Below are 20074 nucleotides of genomic sequence, written 5' to 3' on the forward strand. Positions count from 1 at the left end.
ATTACGCTCCAAACTTCACACGTGGGTCGACTAAAGCAACACAAACATCAGAGATGATGTTGCCGATAAGCAGCAATACCGCATTGATCGCTACGATGCCCATGACGACTGGATAATCACGCTCCATGATAGATTCGTAGCCAAGCAGGCCAATACCATCAATATTAAAGATAACTTCAATAAGAAATGCGCCCGTCATAAAGAACAATAAGGAGTTACCGAAGTGCGAAGCAATTGGGATCAAGCTATTACGAAGTGCGTGTTTGCGTACTGCTTTCTTAAATGGAAGGCCTTTCGCAATCGCTGTACGGATATAATCTGACGATAAGTTTTCCATCAGGTTATTTTTCATCGTCATCGTCAACGTTGCAAAATCACCAATTAAGTAACAAATTAACGGCAGCACTGCGTGCCACATCACATCTTGTGCCCGTTCAAAGAATGTCTCGTAATCATCAAAATCATCGCTAACGAAGCCCCCCATAGGAAACCATTCCAAGTGATAACTAAACAGTGTGATCAACAATACGCCAACAACATACCCAGGTAGCGCATAGCCGACGAAGATAAAAATAGAAGAAGCAGAATCAAATACAGAGCCATGCTTAAGCGCTTTATAGTAACCAAGTGGGATTGAAATGAAATAACTGATGAAGAATGTCATCCCCCCATAGAAAAGAGAGACTGGCAGGCGTTCTGCAATCATATCTGATACAGGTTCGTAGTAACGAGTAGACTCACCGAGGTCTAATTGAACAAGTCGAGTCAACCAATCCACGTAAGCCTCAACAACGGGCTTGTCTAAACCATAAAATGCATTGAGCTCTGCGATTTGCTCGTCAGAAAGTGCGGTATTTCCGCCGGCAGATGTCATTGAAGCTGCGCCATCTCCTTGCGCTTGCATTTGAGATAACATGCGCTCAACTGGGCCGCCAGGTACAAAACGAGTAATGGCAAAAATAAGAATGGTGATCCCGAGAAACGTTGGTATGACCAAGGCCAATCGGCGTAAAAAGTACGACAGCATATACAACTTGCTCCTTGTCTACTGTCCATTCAAGGTGGCTTCAGTAAGGAAGTGCCAGCCTAAAAATGGGGCTTTTCTATACCGTAGTAACTAAGACTGTTGAAACACACTCCCTGAGTTTCAATAACTAGTTTTTTACACTACTGCAATAATATCAGGCTCATATTTATCTTGAATCTTATGCCGCTTCAAGTGTTTGGCTTCAAAACATGACAAACTTCTGCTGACCTCGAAAAACTGAAATGTTTTTGTAAAAAATTATAAAAAACCACAAAAACAATTCATACAGAATATCAATCTAGTCAGATTCGCGCCCTCAACCTACATAAAAACGCAATTACATAGAATAATTACACACTATTACTGGGAATCATTTGACTCTAGAATGCAAATGAGCCCTTTCCCGACAACGGGTATCATATTTTGATACCAACAACGCCCCAACAGACATCGCACTATTATTTAACAATTTACACGCCACAGAATTATATTCTAGTAACGATAGGTAAATCAGTTTCATTACCCTACTTAGAAACCATAACCAAAATAAGTCATTAATCTTTATAAGAAACACAAAATACAGTGTTTTATTGGAATTTACCGTTGAAAAATCAGAAAGAAACAACACTTTCAACTGCTATATTTGAACTTTTTGGTTTTTTACATCTTTTTTACATTTTATCATATCTCTTTACCACTGGTTTGACTTCCTTTTTTCATCTCAGGTATACATGGGACAAGCGTTAACGAAAATTTAACGTCACAAAGGTCGGAGATTGACCGACGCAGGGAATAATAAGAAACGGAGCAACAAGGATGTATAAAAACACAACCGCTTTGTCTGTTGCGATTAGTCTAGCTTTGGGAACAGTAGCAGTGGCCCCAATGGCAGCACAGGCAGAAGAGCAACAAGTCGAAAAACTGCAAAAAATGAAAGTTACTGGTTCGCGTCTAACGCGTGCATCTATGGAAGGAAGCACTCCAGTTGCAGTTATTGGTCGTGCAGAAATCGAACGCGCGGGCGATATTTCTATTGCTGATGTACTACGTAAATCTTCATTTAACTCTTTTGGTTCATACAGTGAGAGTTCTGGTAACTCTTGGCAGAGCCAAGCAACCATGTCTCTACGTGGTCTAGGTGCATCTCGTACACTGGTTCTGATTAACGGTAAGCGTCTGCCAGGTTCTGCAACCATGGGTGGCGGCGCAGCAAACTTGAACGTAATTCCAGCGGCAATCGTTGAACGAGTTGAAGTCATGGCTGACGGCGGCTCTGCGGTCTACGGTTCTGACGCGGTTGCTGGTGTAGTCAACGTTATCCTTAAAGACGAATTTGATGGCATCAACGTAACGGTTGGTGCAGGTGTTCCATCACAAGAAGGCGGCGACGAGCAGAACTTCTCTATCGTAACGGGTACATCAGGCGAAAAAGGCAATATCTATTTCTCTTTTGAACACGACTCTAAAGATGAAATCTACCTGCGTGATCGTGACTACCTAAGCTCAAAGAATACCGGTTCTGATAACTACTTTGATATGTCTGGCGTAAGTATCTACGGCCGTAACGTTTACCATGATGGAAAATTAAAACCGATCGCTGGCTCATATGATCCGGCAACAAATAAGTGTAATGGCAAAGGCTTTGTCGGCGTTACTGAGTACCCAGGCTTAGGCCCAATGTGTGGCTACGACTACACCGCAGAAGCGGCGCAAACCGCCTCTCTTGAGCGTAATACGGTTTTCGTTAACGGTAATATCTTCCTAACGGATACGACAACGTTCAATGCGCAAATGCTATTGAGCCGTAACGAAAGCTTTGGTCGTTTTGCTCCTGCTGCAGGTTACTTTGAAATTGACCCTGACACTGATGGCGGCAAAGCATTCTTCGAGCAGAACCAACTTGATCCTACAGCAGGGCCGGCAAGTATCTACTACCGATTCACAGGTGTTGGCACTCGTGATACCACAGTTACTGATTTCCAAGCCGACATGAAAGCAGGCCTAGACGGGTCTTTCTATACTGACGGTTTCGGTGAAGTAATTTGGGAAGCAGGTTACCACTTGAACTACTCAAACAGTAATGAGCGTGGTACAGGCTACGTTCTACGTAACCCAGCGGAATCATTAGCGAACTCTGGTGAGTTTATAAATGGTGAGTTCAGTGCGGATGCAACAGCCGACCTTGCGGCAACGACAGCACGTGAATCACAAATGGAAATGCACCAATTTAACGGCGGTCTGCAGTTCGACTTAGCAGAAGTTGGTGATATCACCATTCCTTTGTATGTGGGCGCTGAAATGACCACCTACGATTACTTTGACCAATACGATTCACAAAGTGAAGCGGGTAATATCATTGGTAGTGCAGGTAACTCAGCAGCAGGTGATCGTGAAACCTACGCATTCTTCGCTGAATCTTTGGTAGCCTTTACCGATGAGCTAGAAATGAACGTCGCCGTCCGTTATGACCACTACAGCGATTTCGGTGGCGCAGTTTCGCCAAAAGCGTCTTTCCGTTACCAACCACTTGATAACCTAATGTTCCGCGCAGGTGCGGGCATGGGCTTCCGCGCACCATCTCTATCAAACCTTTACGGCGCGGACAGTGAATCAAATGACTACGCAAAAGACTACGTCTACTGTGAAGCAAATGGCATTTCTGATTCAGAGTGTCCAGAGAAACAGTACACAACGACACGTACGTCAAATGAAGATCTTGATGCAGAAACGTCAACATCATTTAACTTTGGTGTGAGCTACTCTCCAATCGAAGATCTGGGTCTAACTGTGGATTACTACAACATTCGCATTGAAGACACCATCGTAATGAACACCCTACAGAGTATGATCGACCAAGAGCGTAGCAGCGGTCAATCAAACCCGAACATCACTCGTGAAGGTGGCAGCACAGGTAACATCACTAGCGCTATCGTTCCACTATCAAACATTGGTGACCTTGAAACATCAGGTCTCGATCTGAAAGTGAACTACCTATACGACTTTGATGTAGCTACTGTACGTTACGACTTCATGGGTTCTTATGTTCTTGATTACAGCAGCCCTGAATACGTAGGAGGCCCAACAAACAACAAAGTTGGCCGCAATGGTCTACCTGAGTACCGCTTCCAGACTGGTGTTGGCTTCAACATCCTGAGCGACCATGACATCTATGTATCTGCAGACTACATTGCGTCACAAGCGCAAGACGTCGATAAGAACTACAACAAGACAGGTAAGATTCCAAGCTACACCACATTCAACGTAGCCTACAACTACATGGCTCCTTGGGATGCAAAACTAACAGCAGGTGTGCGTAACCTAACTGACGAAGATCCAGCATTTGAAGCAGATGGCGTTACTTACAACGATGAGCTGTACAGCATTCAAGGCCGAGTATTCTTCGTGAACTACTCTCAAAACTTTTAATTAAAAACTTTGGCGCAGGAGCTTTTCCTGCGCCCTATTCGACTGACTTTTATACACTGACAAGGATGCAACTATGACGTTAAAGGAATTTGGCGTAAGTGCAGTTACTGCCGCGATTTTATCAGTAAGTAGTGCAGCGATGGCTGCCGACTCTGGTACCGTCGTCGCTAACCAAGCAAAAACAACGAAGTCCTCACAGGCTTCACAACAAAAAATCGACAACTATGCTGAAAGTGCAGAGACCATGCTGGCTGAATACAAAGGCCTACTGCGTCAAATCGACAGCATGAAAGTTTACAATGAGCAAATCAACCGTATGGTTCAGTCTCAGCAAGGTGAACTGGACTCCCTAAATAATCAAATTGCTCAAATCGATCAAACCGCAACAGAAGTTGTCCCTCTCACTCTTAAAATGATCGACGCTCTGGATGAGTTTGTCACTTTAGACTTACCTTTCCAAAAAGAAGAACGTAACAAACGTGTGGTAGAACTTCGTGATCTCATGGATCGTGCAGACGTTACGACTTCAGAAAAATTCCGTAAAGTGATGGAAGCCTACCAAATCGAAGAAGGCTTCTCTCGCTCAATTGAATCTTACAAAGCCAGCCTAGAGCGTAACGGTGAGACCGTGACTTACGACTTCCTACGTATTGGTCGTACTGCGCTTCTATTCCAATCTCCGGATGGTGGTGAAACAGGCATGTGGAATCAACAAACCCGTCAATGGGAATCGCTACCTGAAAACTACCGTATCGCTGTACAGCAAGGCCTTCGTATCGCTAAGAAACAAGCGCCACCAGCGCTGATCAAACTGCCTGTATTTGCTGGGGAGGAATAAGAAATGAAAGGATTCAAAACTCTAGCCGCTGGTTTGCTAGCGAGCTTATTCATGGTTTCTGGTGTGCAAGCAGAAACCCCTAAGAACTTATCTGAACTACTGAAAAACGTAAAGTCAGAAAGTATTGTTGAATCAAAAGAAAACAAAGCTCGTGAAGCTGAGTTCAAAAACAACCGCGATCAACAAGCTGCGCTACTTGAAAAAGCTCGTGCAGAACTTGCCGCTCAACAAGCACTTGGTGATGAGCTAAAAGCCACGTTTGATGAAAACGACAAACAGCTAACCGACCTGACTGAAACACTTCGCGTTCGTTCAGGTACGTTAGGTGAAATGTTTGGCGTGGTTCGCCAATATGCAGGTGAATTCAAAGGTCTTTTTGCGGCATCACAAAATGCCGTGCAATTCCCTGAGCGTGACGCTTTGCTATCAAAGTTAGCCGAAAGTAAAGAGCTGCCATCAACACAAGAGCTTGAAGCGTTCTGGCACACTATCCTGCAGCAAGTTGTTGCTTCAGGTGAGACAACCACAACTCAAGCAACCGTTGTATACGGCGAGGGTAAAGAAGCCGTTCAAGACGTCACACTTGTTGGTGAGTTTAACGCAATCGCAGATGGCAAATACGTCACTTACGTCCCTCAGACGGGTAAGTTCGAAGAGCTGTCACGTCAACCAGCCAAAAACATCACTCGCCTAGTCGGTGGTTTTGAAGCAGCAGATGGCACATACGAACCACTATTTATTGACCCATCTCGTGGTGTGATTCTATCTCTACTTGTACAAAGCCCTACCGTTCAGGAGCGTATTGACCAAGGTGGTATCGTTGGTTACGTCATCCTAGCGATGGGTGCTGTTGGTGCATTGATTGCTCTCATTTGTTACCTACGCCTATTGGTTATCGGTGGCAAAATGCGTAAGCAGGCTAAATCAGACACGGTTATTCCTGGCAACCCTCTGGGTGAAGTTATCCAAGCTTACCAAGAACACAAAGGTGACAACCTTGAAGATCTTGAAGCGAAACTGGACGAAATCATCCTACGTAACGCACCGAGCATTGAACGCTTTATCAGCTCAATCAAACTGTTTGCTTCTGTAGCGCCACTTCTCGGTCTACTAGGTACAGTGATGGGTATGATCGGTACGTTCCAAGCAATCACACTATTTGGTACCGGCGATCCTAAGCTAATGGCTGGCGGTATTTCAGAAGCACTAGTAACAACAATGCTTGGTCTGGTTGTCGCAATTCCTCTGCTGTTCCTGTACACCATCGTACACAGTAAAGGTCGCCGTTTGGTTCAAACTCTTGAAGAACAGAGTGCAGGCTTCATCGCTCGCTATCAGGAAAAACTGCATAAAGCCGAAAGCTAAGGAGGCATTATGTGGTGGTTAGTTGGAGAACTTGAATCAATTAGGCGCTTCTTGGGAATGGGTGGTGATGTTCTCGTTGCCATCTTTATCCTCAGCTTCATGTTGTGGGCAGTATTGCTAGAACGCTGGTTTTACTTCGCTGCCGTCGCCCCAAGAGCAATGAAAAAAGCCGTTAGCTTTTGGGAAGATCGTTCAGAACATAAAAGCTGGAATGCAAAGATGATCCGACAAGAAATCGTTTCTCGTCAGGATATTGAGAATAAAAAGGGACTGCCAATCGTCAAAGTATTGATTGCACTTTGTCCCCTACTGGGTCTACTCGGCACCGTTGTCGGCATGATCCAAGTATTCGACATCTTAGCAGTCACAGGAACAGGAAGCCCTCGAGCAATGGCCTCGGGGATCTCAAAGGCAACAATCCCAACATTAGCCGGGATGGTGGCTTCTCTATCAGGACTTTTCTTTAGTACTCGTCTTGATCATTTAGCCAAAGTCACCACGCAGAAGCTTGAAGATAAGCTAAAGCACATTAGCTAAGTAAATGGGAATTGCCTGAGTAAACGGAATTAGAGGTATAGGTCATGAAGAGACGCTATAGCAGTGATAGCAGTGAAGAAGCCGCTATCGATATGACACCGATGCTGGACATCGTATTCATCATGTTGATCTTCTTTATCGTAACAACATCGTTCGTTAAAGAAGCTGGTCTAGAAGTAAATCGTCCTACGGCAAGCTCCGCGCAAACCGTGAAAAAAGGGAACATTATGGTTGCCATTGGTGCAGCTGGTGATGTTTGGGTGGATAAACGTCGTATAGAAGTCGACGCGGTTCGAGCCAACATCGAACGCCTACGTGCAGAGAGCCCTGATGGTGCCGTTGTTATTCAAGCGGATACCGAATCAAACGCGGGCGTAGTCGTGAAAGTAATGGACCAGATCAAGATGGCGGGTGTAGAAAGCATCTCCATTGCCGCAACGAATAAGGATTAAGCTTATGCGGTATCTGGCCTCCATTGCACTGGCGCTCGTTGTCTCCCTCGGATTGTTCTGGGGGATGGACAAGCTAGTAAATAAAGAGCGCCACGAGCTAGTGTCGGATGATGATCTCCGTATGGTGGAATTCATTCGCATTAAACCGGACGAAAAAATACAGGAGAAAAAACGCGAACTTCCGAAACCGCCACCGCCTAAGCGTCCGCCGCCACCACCTGAAATGAAGGTGACGTCGACAGTTAAACCGGTGATGGATCAAATTCCGATGGATATGCCTAAGTTGGATCTACCCGTGAACGTAACAGGGGGCTCCGTACTTGGTCACTACGCTCAAGGTGGTGCCAAACTGGCTGGCGGAGGGGGGCCTGTACCTCTTGCGACATTCCAACCTCAGATGCCACGTAAAGCAGCACGAGCGGGAATTGAAAAAGGAATTGTATTAGTAGAATTTACCGTCAACGAGCGTGGAGCAGTGCAAGATGTAAAAGTCTTAAAAGAATCTCCTCGTAAGTTGGGCTTGGGTAAAGCCGCGAGAAAAACCGTTTCTAAGTGGACCTTTAAACCGAAAATGGTTGATGGAAAAGCAGTGACTTCTCGTCTATCCCAAGAAATCGAGTTCTCTACTAACTAAGGAGTCGCAACATGAAAGCATATACAAAATTGTTGGCTTCTCTGGTGTTTATTTCAGGCGCGTATTGCGCGCCTGCTTTTGCCAGTAACCCTGAGTTGTCTGACAGAACTTTCCGTACAGTAAACAAAGTTCAAGAACTTATCGCTGAGGAAAAGTACTCTCAAGCAATTGAGAAGTTAAATGCAGCATTGAAAGGTTCAAGCAAAAAGCAATACGACAAAGCCGTTTTACTTCAGCAGATGGGGTTTCTTTATTCACTAAAAGACAACTACCCTAAAGCCGCAAAGTACTTTGCCGATGCCTTGAAGCTCGATGCGCTGCCTGTACCAGTAGCCCAGCAAGTTCGTTATAGTCTGGCGCAGTTATACCTCGCAGAGGGACAATTTAGAAAGTCCGTCAACACGATGAATGAGTGGTTCAAAATTTCGGAAACGACCGAAGAAAAACCACAAGCACACGCATATATCACTCTTGCGAGTGCCTACATTCAGTTAGAGGATTACAAAAATGCGATTCCGCCGACCAAAAAAGCGATCGCAATGAGTAAGAACCCTAGTGAGTCTTGGTATCAGCTTCTGATGTCAGCACACTATGAGCTAAAACAGTTCAAGAGTGTGGCCGGTGTACTGAAAATTTTGACCACCAAGTATCCACAAAATAAGCGCTACTGGACACAGCTGTCTGGTATTTACATGGAGTTAAACCAAGAGCGAAATGCCCTCTCTACTTTAGAAATGGCCCACAAACTAGGTCTACTGGAAGAAGAGAAAGAGTACTTACGTTTGGTAAACTTCCAAGCTTATCAAGGAGTTCCTTTCCGCGCTGCAAAGACGATGCAAACGTCGATGGATGAGGGCAAGATCACGCGTGATGCTAAAAACTTAGAGAAGTTGGCTTCTTTCTGGCAACAAGCACAGGAGTTAGATAAGTCGATTGAGACCTATGTAGCCGCTTACAAGTTAGCCCCAAAAGCAAAAACGCAGATCAAGATCGCTCGTTTAATGATTCTCGACAAGCAATACTCTGCCGCAACTAAGTTTGCTAAAAATGCGGCACCAGATGCGAAACGTGATGATAAAGGTGAACTGAATTACATTCGAGGCATGGCGTATTTCGAATTGAATCAGCCAAGCAATGCGCTTAAAGCAATGAAGAGTGCAGCGCAATCTCCGGACATGAAAGCTGTCGCGGGCCCTTGGATCAATTTCCTTGAATCACAGGGTTAAACGGACATTGCTGCTTAAATACACGATCTTTTGATTGAGTATAATAAGATTAAGTGTGAGTCAGTCGCACGCCTGGGGAAGTGAAAGCTTCCCTTTTTTCATTCTTACGTTCATTTTTCACTGACAACACAGATCCCAAAGATCGGCTAGCAACCGTTCGGAGATCATGATACTCTTCGCCTCCATTTTTCTGGCGGGTTTATCACCAATCTCAACATGCTTGGTGGAGAAATCATCAAAGCCAGTGCTATCGTTAACGATGTCGATACTTTCTTTCGGCATTCACTCAATCCAACCAATAGTGGAACAGTACAATGGGCAAAGGTACTCTCTATATCGTATCTGCACCTAGCGGCGCAGGTAAATCTAGCTTGATCTCAGCGATGTTGGAACGTAACCCAACATACGCAATGAAAGTGTCTGTGTCTCATACTACTCGTGGTATGCGCCCTGGTGAAGAAAACGGTACCCACTACCACTTTGTCGCCAAAGAGGAGTTCGAAACTCTGATTGCACAAGGTGATTTCCTCGAATACGCGGAAGTGTTTGGAAATTACTACGGCACATCGCGTGTATGGATTGAAGAAACGCTAAATAAAGGTATCGATGTATTCTTAGATATCGATTGGCAAGGCGCGCGTCAAATTCGCGAACAAATGCCAGAAGCAAAAAGCATTTTCATCCTACCACCATCAAATGGTGAGTTAGAACGCCGTCTTACCACTCGTGGACAAGACAGCGATGAAGTCATCGCAAAACGCATGGCAGAAGCTAAGTCAGAAATCTCTCACTACAATGAGTATGATTATGTCATCGTAAATGATGATTTTGACACTGCTCTAATGGATTTCAAAGCAATCCTACGTGCAGAGCGATTGAAAGAAGAAAAGCAAGCGGCTAAATACAAAGGCATGCTTGACGCTCTTCTAGCAGAGTAAGACTGCTTTACCCTCACGTGATGTTGGAATGGGATCTCCCCAGATGTACATCATGGCAGGTAAAAAGAATAAATTTCTGCTTCTTTATTTCGGTAAGGAAGCATATATTGCTTATACAGTTACATGTCTTACCGCTAGTAAATAACACGCTAAGACTGTATACTTTCTCGTCATTCAAAATTTAGTTAACTATTTGGAGTCCTCATGGCACGCGTAACTGTTCAAGACGCTGTTGAAAAAGTTGGCAACCGTTTCGACCTAGTACTGATTGCGGCTCGCCGCGCTCGTCAAATGCAAACTGGCGGTAAAGATGCACTAGTGCCAGAAGAGAACGATAAGCCAACGGTTATCGCTCTACGCGAAATCGAAGAAGGTTTAATTACTAAAGAAGTTCTGGACGCTCGTGAACGTCAAGAGCAACAAGAACAAGAAGCGGCAGAGCTAGCGGCAGTAAGCAGCATCGCTCACAACCGTTAATTCTGACTTTAGAATTCAACAACCTCCCGGGCCTATAATTTGTATCTATTTGATAGCCTCAAAGACGTTGCCCAAGAATACCTAACAGAGCCTCAAATTGAGGCTCTGCGTCAATCTTATGTGGTAGCGCGAGATGCCCATGAAGGGCAAACCCGTTCAAGCGGGGAACCGTACATTATCCACCCTGTCGCAGTGGCTCGTATCTTGGCCGAAATGCGCCTCGATATTGAAACCCTCCAAGCAGCTTTATTACATGACGTCATCGAAGACTGTGATGTATCCAAAGAAGATCTCGAAGAGAAGTTTGGCACTACGGTCGCTGAGTTGGTTGATGGTGTATCAAAACTGGACAAACTCAAATTCCGCGACAGAAAAGAAGCTCAGGCAGAAAACTTTCGTAAGATGGTTCTTGCTATGGTGCAAGACATCCGCGTTATCCTGATCAAACTGGCTGACCGCACACACAATATGCGTACGTTAGGCGCCCTACGTCCTGACAAAAAACGCCGCATTGCTCGTGAAACTCTTGAGATATACTCACCGCTTGCCCACCGACTTGGTATCCACAATATCAAGACTGAACTTGAAGAGCTTGGTTTTGAGGCACTTTACCCAAATCGCTATCGAGTACTAAAAGAGGTGGTGAAAGCCGCTCGTGGTAATCGTAAAGAGATGATCCAACGCATCCACAGTGAAATCGAAGGTCGCCTTGAAGATGTCGGCTTGAATGCTCGTGTACTTGGTCGTGAGAAAAACCTGTTCTCCATCTACAACAAGATGAAAACCAAAGAGCAGCGTTTCCACACCATCATGGATATCTACGCGTTCCGAGTGGTTGTTGATACTGCAGATACTTGTTATCGGGTGCTAGGCCAAGTTCATAGCTTGTATAAGCCTCGTCCTGGTCGCATGAAAGATTACATCGCCGTACCAAAGGCGAATGGCTACCAATCTCTGCACACTTCAATGGTTGGCCCACACGGCGTACCTGTCGAAGTACAAATCCGTACTGAAGATATGGATCAAATGGCAGACAAAGGTGTTGCTGCTCATTGGTCTTATAAGGATAAAGGTGAGCGTTCAGGCACGACCGCGCAAGTAAAAGCACAGCGTTGGATGCAAAGCCTACTCGAACTGCAACAAAGCGCGGGTAACTCATTCGAATTCATTGAAAACGTAAAATCCGATCTGTTCCCAGATGAGATTTACGTCTTCACACCGAAAGGTCGTATCGTTGAACTCCCTCTAGGCGCCACTGCCGTAGATTTTGCTTATGCCGTACATACGGATGTTGGCAATTCTTGTGTTGGCACTCGTGTTGACCGCAATCCTTATCCACTTAGTAAGGCGCTTAAAAACGGTCAGACAGTAGAGATCATCAGTGCGCCTGGTGCGCGTCCAAATGCAGCTTGGTTAAACTATGTCGTAACTTCACGTGCTCGCACTAAGATTCGTCAAGTATTGAAAACCATGCGTCGTGAAGAATCGATTACGCTAGGCCGTCGCCTACTCAATCATGCTCTTGGCCGCCACTCAATTGATTCAATCTACCCAGAAAACATTCAAGAAGTGCTCACCGATCTCCGCTTAGAAAGCGTCGATGACTTGTTAGCAGCGATTGGTTTGGGTGAATTGATGAGCATCGTCATTGCGCGTCGCCTACTCGGTGATACCGATGAGTTGACGACAACCAGCTCGATTCCAAACGATTCAAGCAAGAAACTGCCGATTCGCGGTGCAGAAGGGCTACTACTGACCTTCGCAAATTGTTGTCATCCGATACCAGATGACCACATCATTGCCCATGTATCTCCAGGTCGTGGTCTTGTTGTTCACCGTGAAACGTGTCCAAACGTACGCGGTTACCAAAAAGAGCCAGACAAATACATGGCTGTCGCTTGGTCTGAGGATTACGATAAAGAGTTCATCGCTGAGCTGAAAGTCGACATGCTCAATAATCAAGGTGCGCTAGCAGAGCTGACTAACGTCATTTCGAAAACCGGCTCAAACATTCATGGCCTTTCTACCGAAGAGCGTGATGGACGTTTGTATACGGTGACCGTACTGCTCACCACGAAAGATCGTGTCCACCTTGCAGGCATTATGCGTAAAATCAAAGCCATGCCACAAGCGACGCGAGTTAGACGCAGAAAGAACTAACCTTAATCGCCACTCAATCACATTGGGTGGCGATTTTTTATATCCCTTTATATTATGAATTTAGAACGTTACAACCGCATTCACCAAGTGCTCAAGGCACGTCAAACTGACCTTACTCTCTGTCTAGAAGAAGTCCATAAGCCAAATAATGTCTCCGCCGTGATCCGAACGGCTGATGCTACAGGTCTGCACAAAGTTCACGCGATTTGGCCAGATAAAATGCGTACCCTTACCCACACCTCAGCAGGCGCTCGAAATTGGGTGGAAGTAGAAACACACAACGCCATTGAAACCGCCATTACCGAGCTTAAAGCACAAGGCATGCAAGTATTGGTCACTAACCTATCCGATACCGCCGTTGATTTTCGCGACATTGACTACACAAAACCAACCGCAATTATTCTTGGTAGCGAAAAAGTTGGCGCATCTGAGCAAGCAAAAAAATTAGCCGATCACGACATCATCATCCCAATGATTGGTATGGTACAGTCTTTGAACGTATCAGTCGCCAGTGCCGTAATCCTCTACGAAGCACAGCGTCAGCGTGAAGCTGCAGGCATGTACAACCGTGAAGAAAGTGCACTACCAAAAGAGACCATCAACCGTATTCTGTTTGAGCGTGGTCATCCAGTACTGGCTAAAGTCGCCAAGCGCAAAGGGTTAGATTACCCTCAACTTGATGATGATGGTCAGATCATCGCAGATGAGGCGTGGTGGAAAGAGATGCAAAGTAAATAACCCAGAATACATAACGCTTCGCTCACGGAATACCGATGACTCCACTTCCGTATTCCGTATTCCGTATTCCGTATTCCGTATTCCGTATTCCGTATTCCGTATTCCGTAATATCTAAGTAAACATCCTCAATACTTTCAATCTTTTTCCTGTACAAAAACACAGCTCAATGGTTAACATACCTATACGTTAACTATTTTTCGAGCTCTCTATGTCTGCCCAAATGTTATCTGCTGTTCCTTTAAGTTCTCTCTCTGGAGTTGGCGCGAAAGTCGCAGAAAAACTCGCCAAAGTTGGCTTACATAGTGTCCAAGATTTATTGTTCCACCTTCCTCTTCGCTACGAAGATCGCACCCGTATTTATCCTATCGCCAAACTGCACGCGGGGCTTTGGGCTGCGGTACAAGGTAGAGTCATGGCTGTCGATACCATTTTTGGCAAACGCAAAATGCTAACGGTAAAAATAAGCGACGGAAACGGTACCATCACCCTGCGTTTTTTCAATTTTACTGCCGCGATAAAGAATAATTTTTCACAAGGTAAGTTAGTACATGCTTACGGTGAAGTTAAGCGTGGCGGTATAGGGCTGGAGATTGTTCACCCTGACTACAAGTTCTATGTCAGTGAACAAAAGCCGGATGTGGAACAGAGCTTAACCCCAGTTTATCCAACCACCGACGGATTACGTCAAATCACGTTGCGTAACCTAACGGAACAAGCCTTAGCGCTACTCGATAAAGCGGCGGTACAAGAGCTGCTGCCATCCGGTTTGTACGATCACCAAATTACCATGTCCCAAGCGCTGCACACCATTCATCGCCCACCACCAAGCATTAACGTCGACGAATTTGATGAGGGCAAACATCCTGCGCAAATTCGTTTAATCATGGAAGAATTGTTGGCGCAGAACCTCTCTATGCTTGCCGTGCGCAGCAAAGGACAACAAGACGTCGCATTACCCTTGGCATCGTGTGAGCATCTTAAAAATCAACTCCTTGCTCAACTGCCATTCTCACCGACCAATGCACAAGCTCGTGTCGTCAAAGAGATTGAAGCTGACTTAGAAAAAGCGCACCCAATGATGCGTCTCGTACAAGGTGATGTAGGTTCAGGAAAAACTTTGGTGGCGGCGCTAGCGGCGGTCAGAGCCATTGAGCACGGCTACCAAGTCGCACTCATGGCACCGACAGAACTGCTTGCTGAGCAGCACGCGATTAACTTCGCAAACTGGTTTGAGAAAATGGGCGTAAAAGTGGGTTGGCTTGCCGGCAAACTAAAAGGTAAAGCCAAAGAGACGGAACTTGCACGTATCGCCAGTGGTGAAGCACAAATGGTGGTCGGAACGCATGCTTTATTCCAAGAGCATGTCGAATTCCACCACCTCGCTTTGGTGATTATTGATGAACAGCACCGTTTTGGGGTTCATCAACGATTAGAACTTCGTGAGAAAGGAGCCAAGCAAGGTGCTTATCCACATCAGCTTATCATGACGGCAACTCCGATCCCACGGACGTTGGCGATGACCGCATATGCTGATTTAGAGACCTCAGTCATTGATGAACTGCCGCCCGGTCGAACACCTATTCAGACCGTTGCTATTCCAGATACCAAACGTGACGATATCGTTGAACGTGTGCGCAATGCCTGCTTAAACGAGGGTAAACAAGCGTATTGGGTGTGTACCTTGATTGATGAATCCGAAGTACTGGAAGCCCAAGCTGCGGCAGATACCGCAGAGGAGTTGCAACGTAAACTGCCCGACGTAAAAATTGGCTTGGTACATGGACGAATGAAGCCGGCGGAGAAGCAGGCCGTCATGCAAGACTTCAAGGACAACAAGCTACATCTATTAGTAGCAACAACCGTTATTGAAGTGGGTGTAGACGTACCAAATTCCAGCCTAATGATCATTGAAAACCCAGAGCGTCTAGGTTTGGCCCAGTTACACCAGTTAAGAGGCCGTGTTGGTCGGGGTTCAGTCGCCAGCCATTGTGTACTGCTGTACCACTCTCCGCTATCCAAAACGGCGCAAAAGCGTTTAGGCGTATTGCGAGAAAGTAACGATGGGTTTGTCATTGCACAAAAAGACTTAGAGATCCGTGGACCTGGTGAGCTGCTCGGGACCAAACAAACTGGCTTGGCAGACTTTAAGATTGCTGATTTAGTGAGAGATCAACGCCTGATCCCAGAAGTTCAACGCATTGCCCGATACATTCATGACAACTACCCAGCGAATGCGAACGCGATCATCGACCGCTGGCTAGGCGAACGAGACATCTACTCGAAAGCATAGCTGCGGCTACCGATTTTATATGCTATCTAACCACAACTCGGGATAAGCTAAGCAATGTAGACTTTCTTATCCCGAATTGAGGTTATCTAGTTTCAATATTTACCTCAGTCTTGCAGACAGCGTTCTGTAAGACTAGTTTTATATACACCAATTCTTCCTACCTATCTCTCATTGAACCTAACATCATTCGACTTTATGGTTGAATTGCGCCAAGTTGTACCTTTCCTAAAAACCATTTGCCATCAAGGATAGATGCATGAACAAAAGCAAACGGCTTGCAGTCACAGCAGTAACCATTGCCGCGTTATACACCACTCCGGTTTTCGCAAAGGATCAGCAAAACGCCCCTCTCACCTCCGCAGAGCTCTTTTCAAAAAGTTCCGCCTACTTCAACCCCAAAATATCTCCAGACGGTAAACATTTAGCATTCGAATCAAACATTGATGGCAAAGACGCCTTGGTCATTCTCAATGCTAAAACTATGCAGCCAAGCAGTGTGTTACGTTTTAATGGTAATGAACAAGTCGGTGACTATCACTGGATTAATAACGAGCGAGTTGTTGCCTCGAAAGAGTATTTAAAAAGTTGGTCAACCGCTCCAGTAAGTTATGGCGAATTAGTATCAGCCAATGTTGACGGGAAAAAATACGCCTACATCTTTGGTTATAATCCGCCAAAATCAAGTAAGTTGATACGTTCAGCCTCCATCGTCAAAGCGTTTGGTCATGTATTAGATATCTTGCCCGATGATGACCGACACATCTTGGTGTCCGCACTGCCTATTGGCGATTACAAATTTGATATAGAAAGGCCAAGTGAAGTCTATCGAGTCAATGTTTACAATGGGCGACGCTCTAAAATAACCACATCTCCAGTAGGATTTAGTCGTTTTCTGACCGATCATAATGGCGAGGTGCGCTTTGTTTCTGGTCTCAATAACAAAAATAAAGTGGAGCTTTATTATCGCGTCAATGAGCAATGGAGAAGCTCTGACAAGATCCAATCATTAAAGAGCTTCAAAGAGTTTTACCCCATCTCTTTTGGCAGTAATCAAGACTCTGTTTATGCTGCCGTCAGTTACAAAGGGGAGCCAAGAGCGGTCCATCGCCTAAATTTAAAAACAGGTGAAAGCACAAAAGTCGCATCCGATTCGAGCGTCGATCCAAAAAACTACTGGCTTGATCCAGATTCAAAACAGCTTTATGCGGTGGAGTTTGAGAGCGATTATCCAACCTATGCCTTTGTCGATCCCAAAAACAAGCGCAGTGAATATCTCCAACAAATCCTTACCTCCCTACCCGGACACCAAGTTAGATTAGTCAGTGAAACCGATACGGGTGACGCCTATGTCATTATGGCATTCAACGACCGAAACCCTGGTGATTACTACCTATTTACGACGCAACCAAAAGAAATACGCTATTTGTTTTCGGCCAGAGAATGGTTAGATCCTGCGAAAATGGCAGAAGTAAAACCGGTCGAATTCACCAGTCGTGATGGAAAACGCATCACGGGATATCTCACTCTGCCACCCAATGCCGAACCGAAAAAGCTCCCACTCATCGTCAACCCACATGGAGGGCCTCATGGGCCAAGAGATTGGTGGGAATTTCGCGAAGAAAACCAGTTTCTTGCCAGTCATGGCTATGCGGTATTACAAGTCAACTTCCGAGGCAGTGGTGGCTTTGGCAAACAATTTGAAGAAGCAGGCTACCGAAAATGGGGCACAGACATTCAATATGACATTATTGACGCCACCAAACACATCATCAGCGAAGGCATTGCCGATAAACAACGAGTGTGTATTTCAGGTGGGAGCTTTGGTGGATACAGCGCACTTAAATCGGCGAGCATCGCACCAGACTTGTTTCAGTGTGCGGTCGGTACAGCCGGTGTTTATGATCTTGAGTTGATGTTCAAAGAGGGTGACGTCCCGGATAGTAAAATGGGGCTAAGCTTCTTAACCGAAGTCCTTGGAGACGACCCGAAAATCCTCAAGGCGATGTCTCCAACGCATAATGCAGACAAACTCAAGTCTGCGATCCTACTCGTTCATGGTGGCAAAGATCAACGTGCCCCTATCGAACAATTTAATGCGATGACAAAAGCGTTGGACAACATTAAATACCCTTATGAGACATTTGTTCTCGATGACGAGGGACACGGTTTTTACAAAGATGAGCATCGAGCGAAATATTACGCTCATGTGCTCAACTTCTTTGATAAGCATTTGAAAAACTAAACATCCTAAAAAATAAAAGGCGATACCCTCGGTGCTATCGTCTTTTATTTTTTCGAACAAAGCAAACGTTTGCTTTTTAACAAAATCCCTCTATAATCCCGCACAAAATTTGTGGTGTGCTCCTTGTCACACCAAACCAATCTGAGTTGACGCTGATTAACAGCAATCACAGGTAATAACGTCAACTCCGCCTAGTACTCCCATTCAGCGAGTTCTGGGTAAACTTTTTTGCGACTAGCGAGACAAACAATGACAACTTCAAACCGACCTTCGGAATTGGTCTATCAACTCAATGACCGTCCACCATTGCCTCAGACTATTTTTGCTGCACTTCAGCACTTATTGGCAATGTTCGTGGCCGTCATTACACCATCCTTGATTATCTGCCAATCTTTAGGCGTACCTGCTGAGCAGACCAACACCATCATTAGCATGTCATTGTTTGCATCTGGCGTGTCTTCTTTTATTCAAATTCGCACTTTCGGCCCAATCGGTTCAGGACTGTTGTCTATACAGGGCACGAGCTTCAATTTCTTAGGCCCAATTATTGGTGCAGGCCTGTCACTGCAAGCTGGCGGTGCGGATCTTAACACCATGATGGCCGCTATATTCGGCACCATTTTAGTCGCTTCATTTGCTGAGATTTTTCTTTCACGAGTTCTAGAGCACGCACGTCGAATCATTACACCTTTGGTATCGGGTATTGTCGTGACACTGATTGGTCTAACGCTGATTCAAGTCGGTTTGGTATCAATGGGCGGTGGCTATGCGGCAATGAGCGATGGTTCGTTTGGTAGCCTAGATAAGCTGGCATTAGCAGGAACCGTACTGGGTTTAATCGTCATTTTGAACCGCTCTAAAAACCCATATCTTCGCGTTGCTTCCATCGTGATTGCTATGCTGGTAGGTTACGTGATGGCTTACTTCATGGGCATGGTGGATACCTCAAAACTAGGACAGACCGATCTGATTGCTCTACCAATTCCAATGCAATACGGCCTTGGTTTTGACTGGTCACTGTTCATTCCACTTGTGTTGATTTTCTTTATCACAGCCCTAGAAGCGATTGGCGACATCACCGCGACATCTGAAGTCTCTGGTGAGCCAGTGAAAGGGCCGATTTACATGAAGCGCATTAAAGGCGGCGTGTTAGCTGACGGCCTAAACTCTGCGATTGCCGCCGTATTCAATAGTTTCCCTAACTCTACATTCAGCCAAAACAACGGCATCATTATGCTGACTGGCGTAGCAAGTCGCTATGTGGGCTACTTCATTGCCGGTATGTTGGTGATTCTTGGTTTGTTCCCGGGCGTAGCGAGTTTCGTTCAGTTGATTCCTGAGCCCGTATTAGGTGGCGCAACCATCGTTATGTTTGGCACGATTGCCGCAGCAGGTGTGCGCATTATTTCTCGTGTAGAACTCGACCGCCGTGCAATTCTCATCATGGCGCTGTCATTTTCAATGGGTCTGGGTATTGCACAAAAACCTGAAATTCTTCAGTTCATGCCAGACTTTATTAAGAGCATCTTCTCAACGGGTGTTGCGGCAGGTGGTATCACCGCGATCATATTGAATCTCCTACTTCCTGAAAAATTGGAAGAAGACACGGAAGAGCTTGTCACTCAAGAAGTAAAATCGTCTTAACTTTATACTGAATATCGGGATGTCAGGTAGCCCAACCACTATTTCGGTTGGGCTTTTTTTCTCTCGATGCTCGCGGTTT

Annotated in this window: 16 protein-coding genes; 14 read left to right on the forward strand and 2 right to left on the reverse strand. The window is 45.5% G+C overall.

What is annotated here, in order from left to right; translation table 11 throughout:
* Position 1: 1 nt before the first annotated feature.
* Positions 2 to 1027: an ABC transporter permease subunit gene (locus tag KHN78_RS06885; protein ID WP_211915580.1), complete on the reverse strand. Its 1026-nt coding sequence runs from the start codon at positions 1025 to 1027 to the stop codon at positions 2 to 4.
* An 816-nt stretch (positions 1028 to 1843) separates the two neighbouring features.
* Between KHN78_RS06885 and KHN78_RS06890 the strand changes: the two genes are divergently transcribed.
* From KHN78_RS06890 to KHN78_RS06920, 7 genes are all read left to right on the forward strand, one after another.
* Positions 1844 to 4453, forward strand: a complete 2610-nt coding sequence (locus tag KHN78_RS06890) for a TonB-dependent receptor plug domain-containing protein (protein ID WP_211915581.1) — start codon at positions 1844 to 1846, stop codon at positions 4451 to 4453.
* A gap of 73 nt (positions 4454 to 4526) precedes the next feature.
* Positions 4527 to 5291, forward strand: a complete 765-nt coding sequence (locus KHN78_RS06895; RefSeq protein WP_128811986.1) for a DUF3450 domain-containing protein — start codon at positions 4527 to 4529, stop codon at positions 5289 to 5291.
* Between the two features lie 3 nt (positions 5292 to 5294).
* The gene (locus tag KHN78_RS06900; RefSeq protein WP_211915582.1) at positions 5295 to 6656 is read left to right on the forward strand and encodes a MotA/TolQ/ExbB proton channel family protein; all 1362 of its coding nucleotides are present in this window, start codon (positions 5295 to 5297) and stop codon (positions 6654 to 6656) included.
* Between the two features lie 9 nt (positions 6657 to 6665).
* Complete coding sequence (locus tag KHN78_RS06905) at positions 6666 to 7193, forward strand: MotA/TolQ/ExbB proton channel family protein (protein ID WP_128811990.1); 528 nt, start codon at positions 6666 to 6668, stop codon at positions 7191 to 7193.
* 44 nt (positions 7194 to 7237) lie between these two features.
* Positions 7238 to 7645: an ExbD/TolR family protein gene (locus KHN78_RS06910; protein WP_128811991.1), complete on the forward strand. Its 408-nt coding sequence runs from the start codon at positions 7238 to 7240 to the stop codon at positions 7643 to 7645.
* Between the two features lie 4 nt (positions 7646 to 7649).
* Positions 7650 to 8279 (forward strand): energy transducer TonB, encoded by a 630-nt coding sequence (locus KHN78_RS06915; RefSeq protein ID WP_128811992.1) that lies wholly within the window; start codon positions 7650 to 7652, stop codon positions 8277 to 8279.
* An 11-nt stretch (positions 8280 to 8290) separates the two neighbouring features.
* Positions 8291 to 9505 (forward strand): tetratricopeptide repeat protein, encoded by a 1215-nt coding sequence (locus tag KHN78_RS06920; protein WP_211915583.1) that lies wholly within the window; start codon positions 8291 to 8293, stop codon positions 9503 to 9505.
* A 117-nt stretch (positions 9506 to 9622) separates the two neighbouring features.
* Here KHN78_RS06920 and KHN78_RS06925 read toward each other — a convergent pair whose 3' ends face one another.
* Positions 9623 to 9787, reverse strand: coding sequence for a hypothetical protein (locus tag KHN78_RS06925; RefSeq protein ID WP_211916559.1), 165 nt, complete (start codon positions 9785 to 9787; stop codon positions 9623 to 9625).
* A gap of 32 nt (positions 9788 to 9819) precedes the next feature.
* Between KHN78_RS06925 and gmk the strand changes: the two genes are divergently transcribed.
* The 7 genes from gmk to KHN78_RS06960 all read left to right on the forward strand — a co-directional run bounded on the left by gmk (position 9820) and on the right by KHN78_RS06960 (position 19995).
* Positions 9820 to 10443, forward strand: coding sequence for a guanylate kinase (gene gmk, locus KHN78_RS06930; protein WP_128811994.1), 624 nt, complete (start codon positions 9820 to 9822; stop codon positions 10441 to 10443).
* A 204-nt stretch (positions 10444 to 10647) separates the two neighbouring features.
* On the forward strand, positions 10648 to 10920 hold the full coding sequence (rpoZ, locus tag KHN78_RS06935; RefSeq protein ID WP_005379346.1) for a DNA-directed RNA polymerase subunit omega: 273 nt from the start codon (positions 10648 to 10650) through the stop codon (positions 10918 to 10920).
* A gap of 39 nt (positions 10921 to 10959) precedes the next feature.
* Positions 10960 to 13080 carry a bifunctional GTP diphosphokinase/guanosine-3',5'-bis pyrophosphate 3'-pyrophosphohydrolase gene (gene spoT / locus KHN78_RS06940; RefSeq protein WP_128811995.1) on the forward strand — a complete coding sequence of 707 codons (2121 nt, stop codon included), beginning with the start codon at positions 10960 to 10962 and terminating at the stop codon, positions 13078 to 13080.
* 54 nt (positions 13081 to 13134) lie between these two features.
* Positions 13135 to 13818: a tRNA (guanosine(18)-2'-O)-methyltransferase TrmH gene (trmH, locus tag KHN78_RS06945; protein WP_211915584.1), complete on the forward strand. Its 684-nt coding sequence runs from the start codon at positions 13135 to 13137 to the stop codon at positions 13816 to 13818.
* A gap of 209 nt (positions 13819 to 14027) precedes the next feature.
* Positions 14028 to 16109 (forward strand): ATP-dependent DNA helicase RecG, encoded by a 2082-nt coding sequence (recG, locus tag KHN78_RS06950; protein ID WP_211915585.1) that lies wholly within the window; start codon positions 14028 to 14030, stop codon positions 16107 to 16109.
* Positions 16110 to 16365: 256 nt separating this feature from the next.
* Positions 16366 to 18351 (forward strand): alpha/beta hydrolase family protein, encoded by a 1986-nt coding sequence (locus KHN78_RS06955; RefSeq protein ID WP_211915586.1) that lies wholly within the window; start codon positions 16366 to 16368, stop codon positions 18349 to 18351.
* Positions 18352 to 18600: 249 nt separating this feature from the next.
* Positions 18601 to 19995 (forward strand): uracil-xanthine permease family protein, encoded by a 1395-nt coding sequence (locus KHN78_RS06960; RefSeq protein WP_164837230.1) that lies wholly within the window; start codon positions 18601 to 18603, stop codon positions 19993 to 19995.
* The last annotated feature ends 79 nt before the right edge of the window (positions 19996 to 20074 follow it).

This window comes from Vibrio sp. B1REV9, assembly GCF_905175395.2.
Classification (GTDB): Bacteria; Pseudomonadota; Gammaproteobacteria; order Enterobacterales; family Vibrionaceae; genus Vibrio; species Vibrio alfacsensis.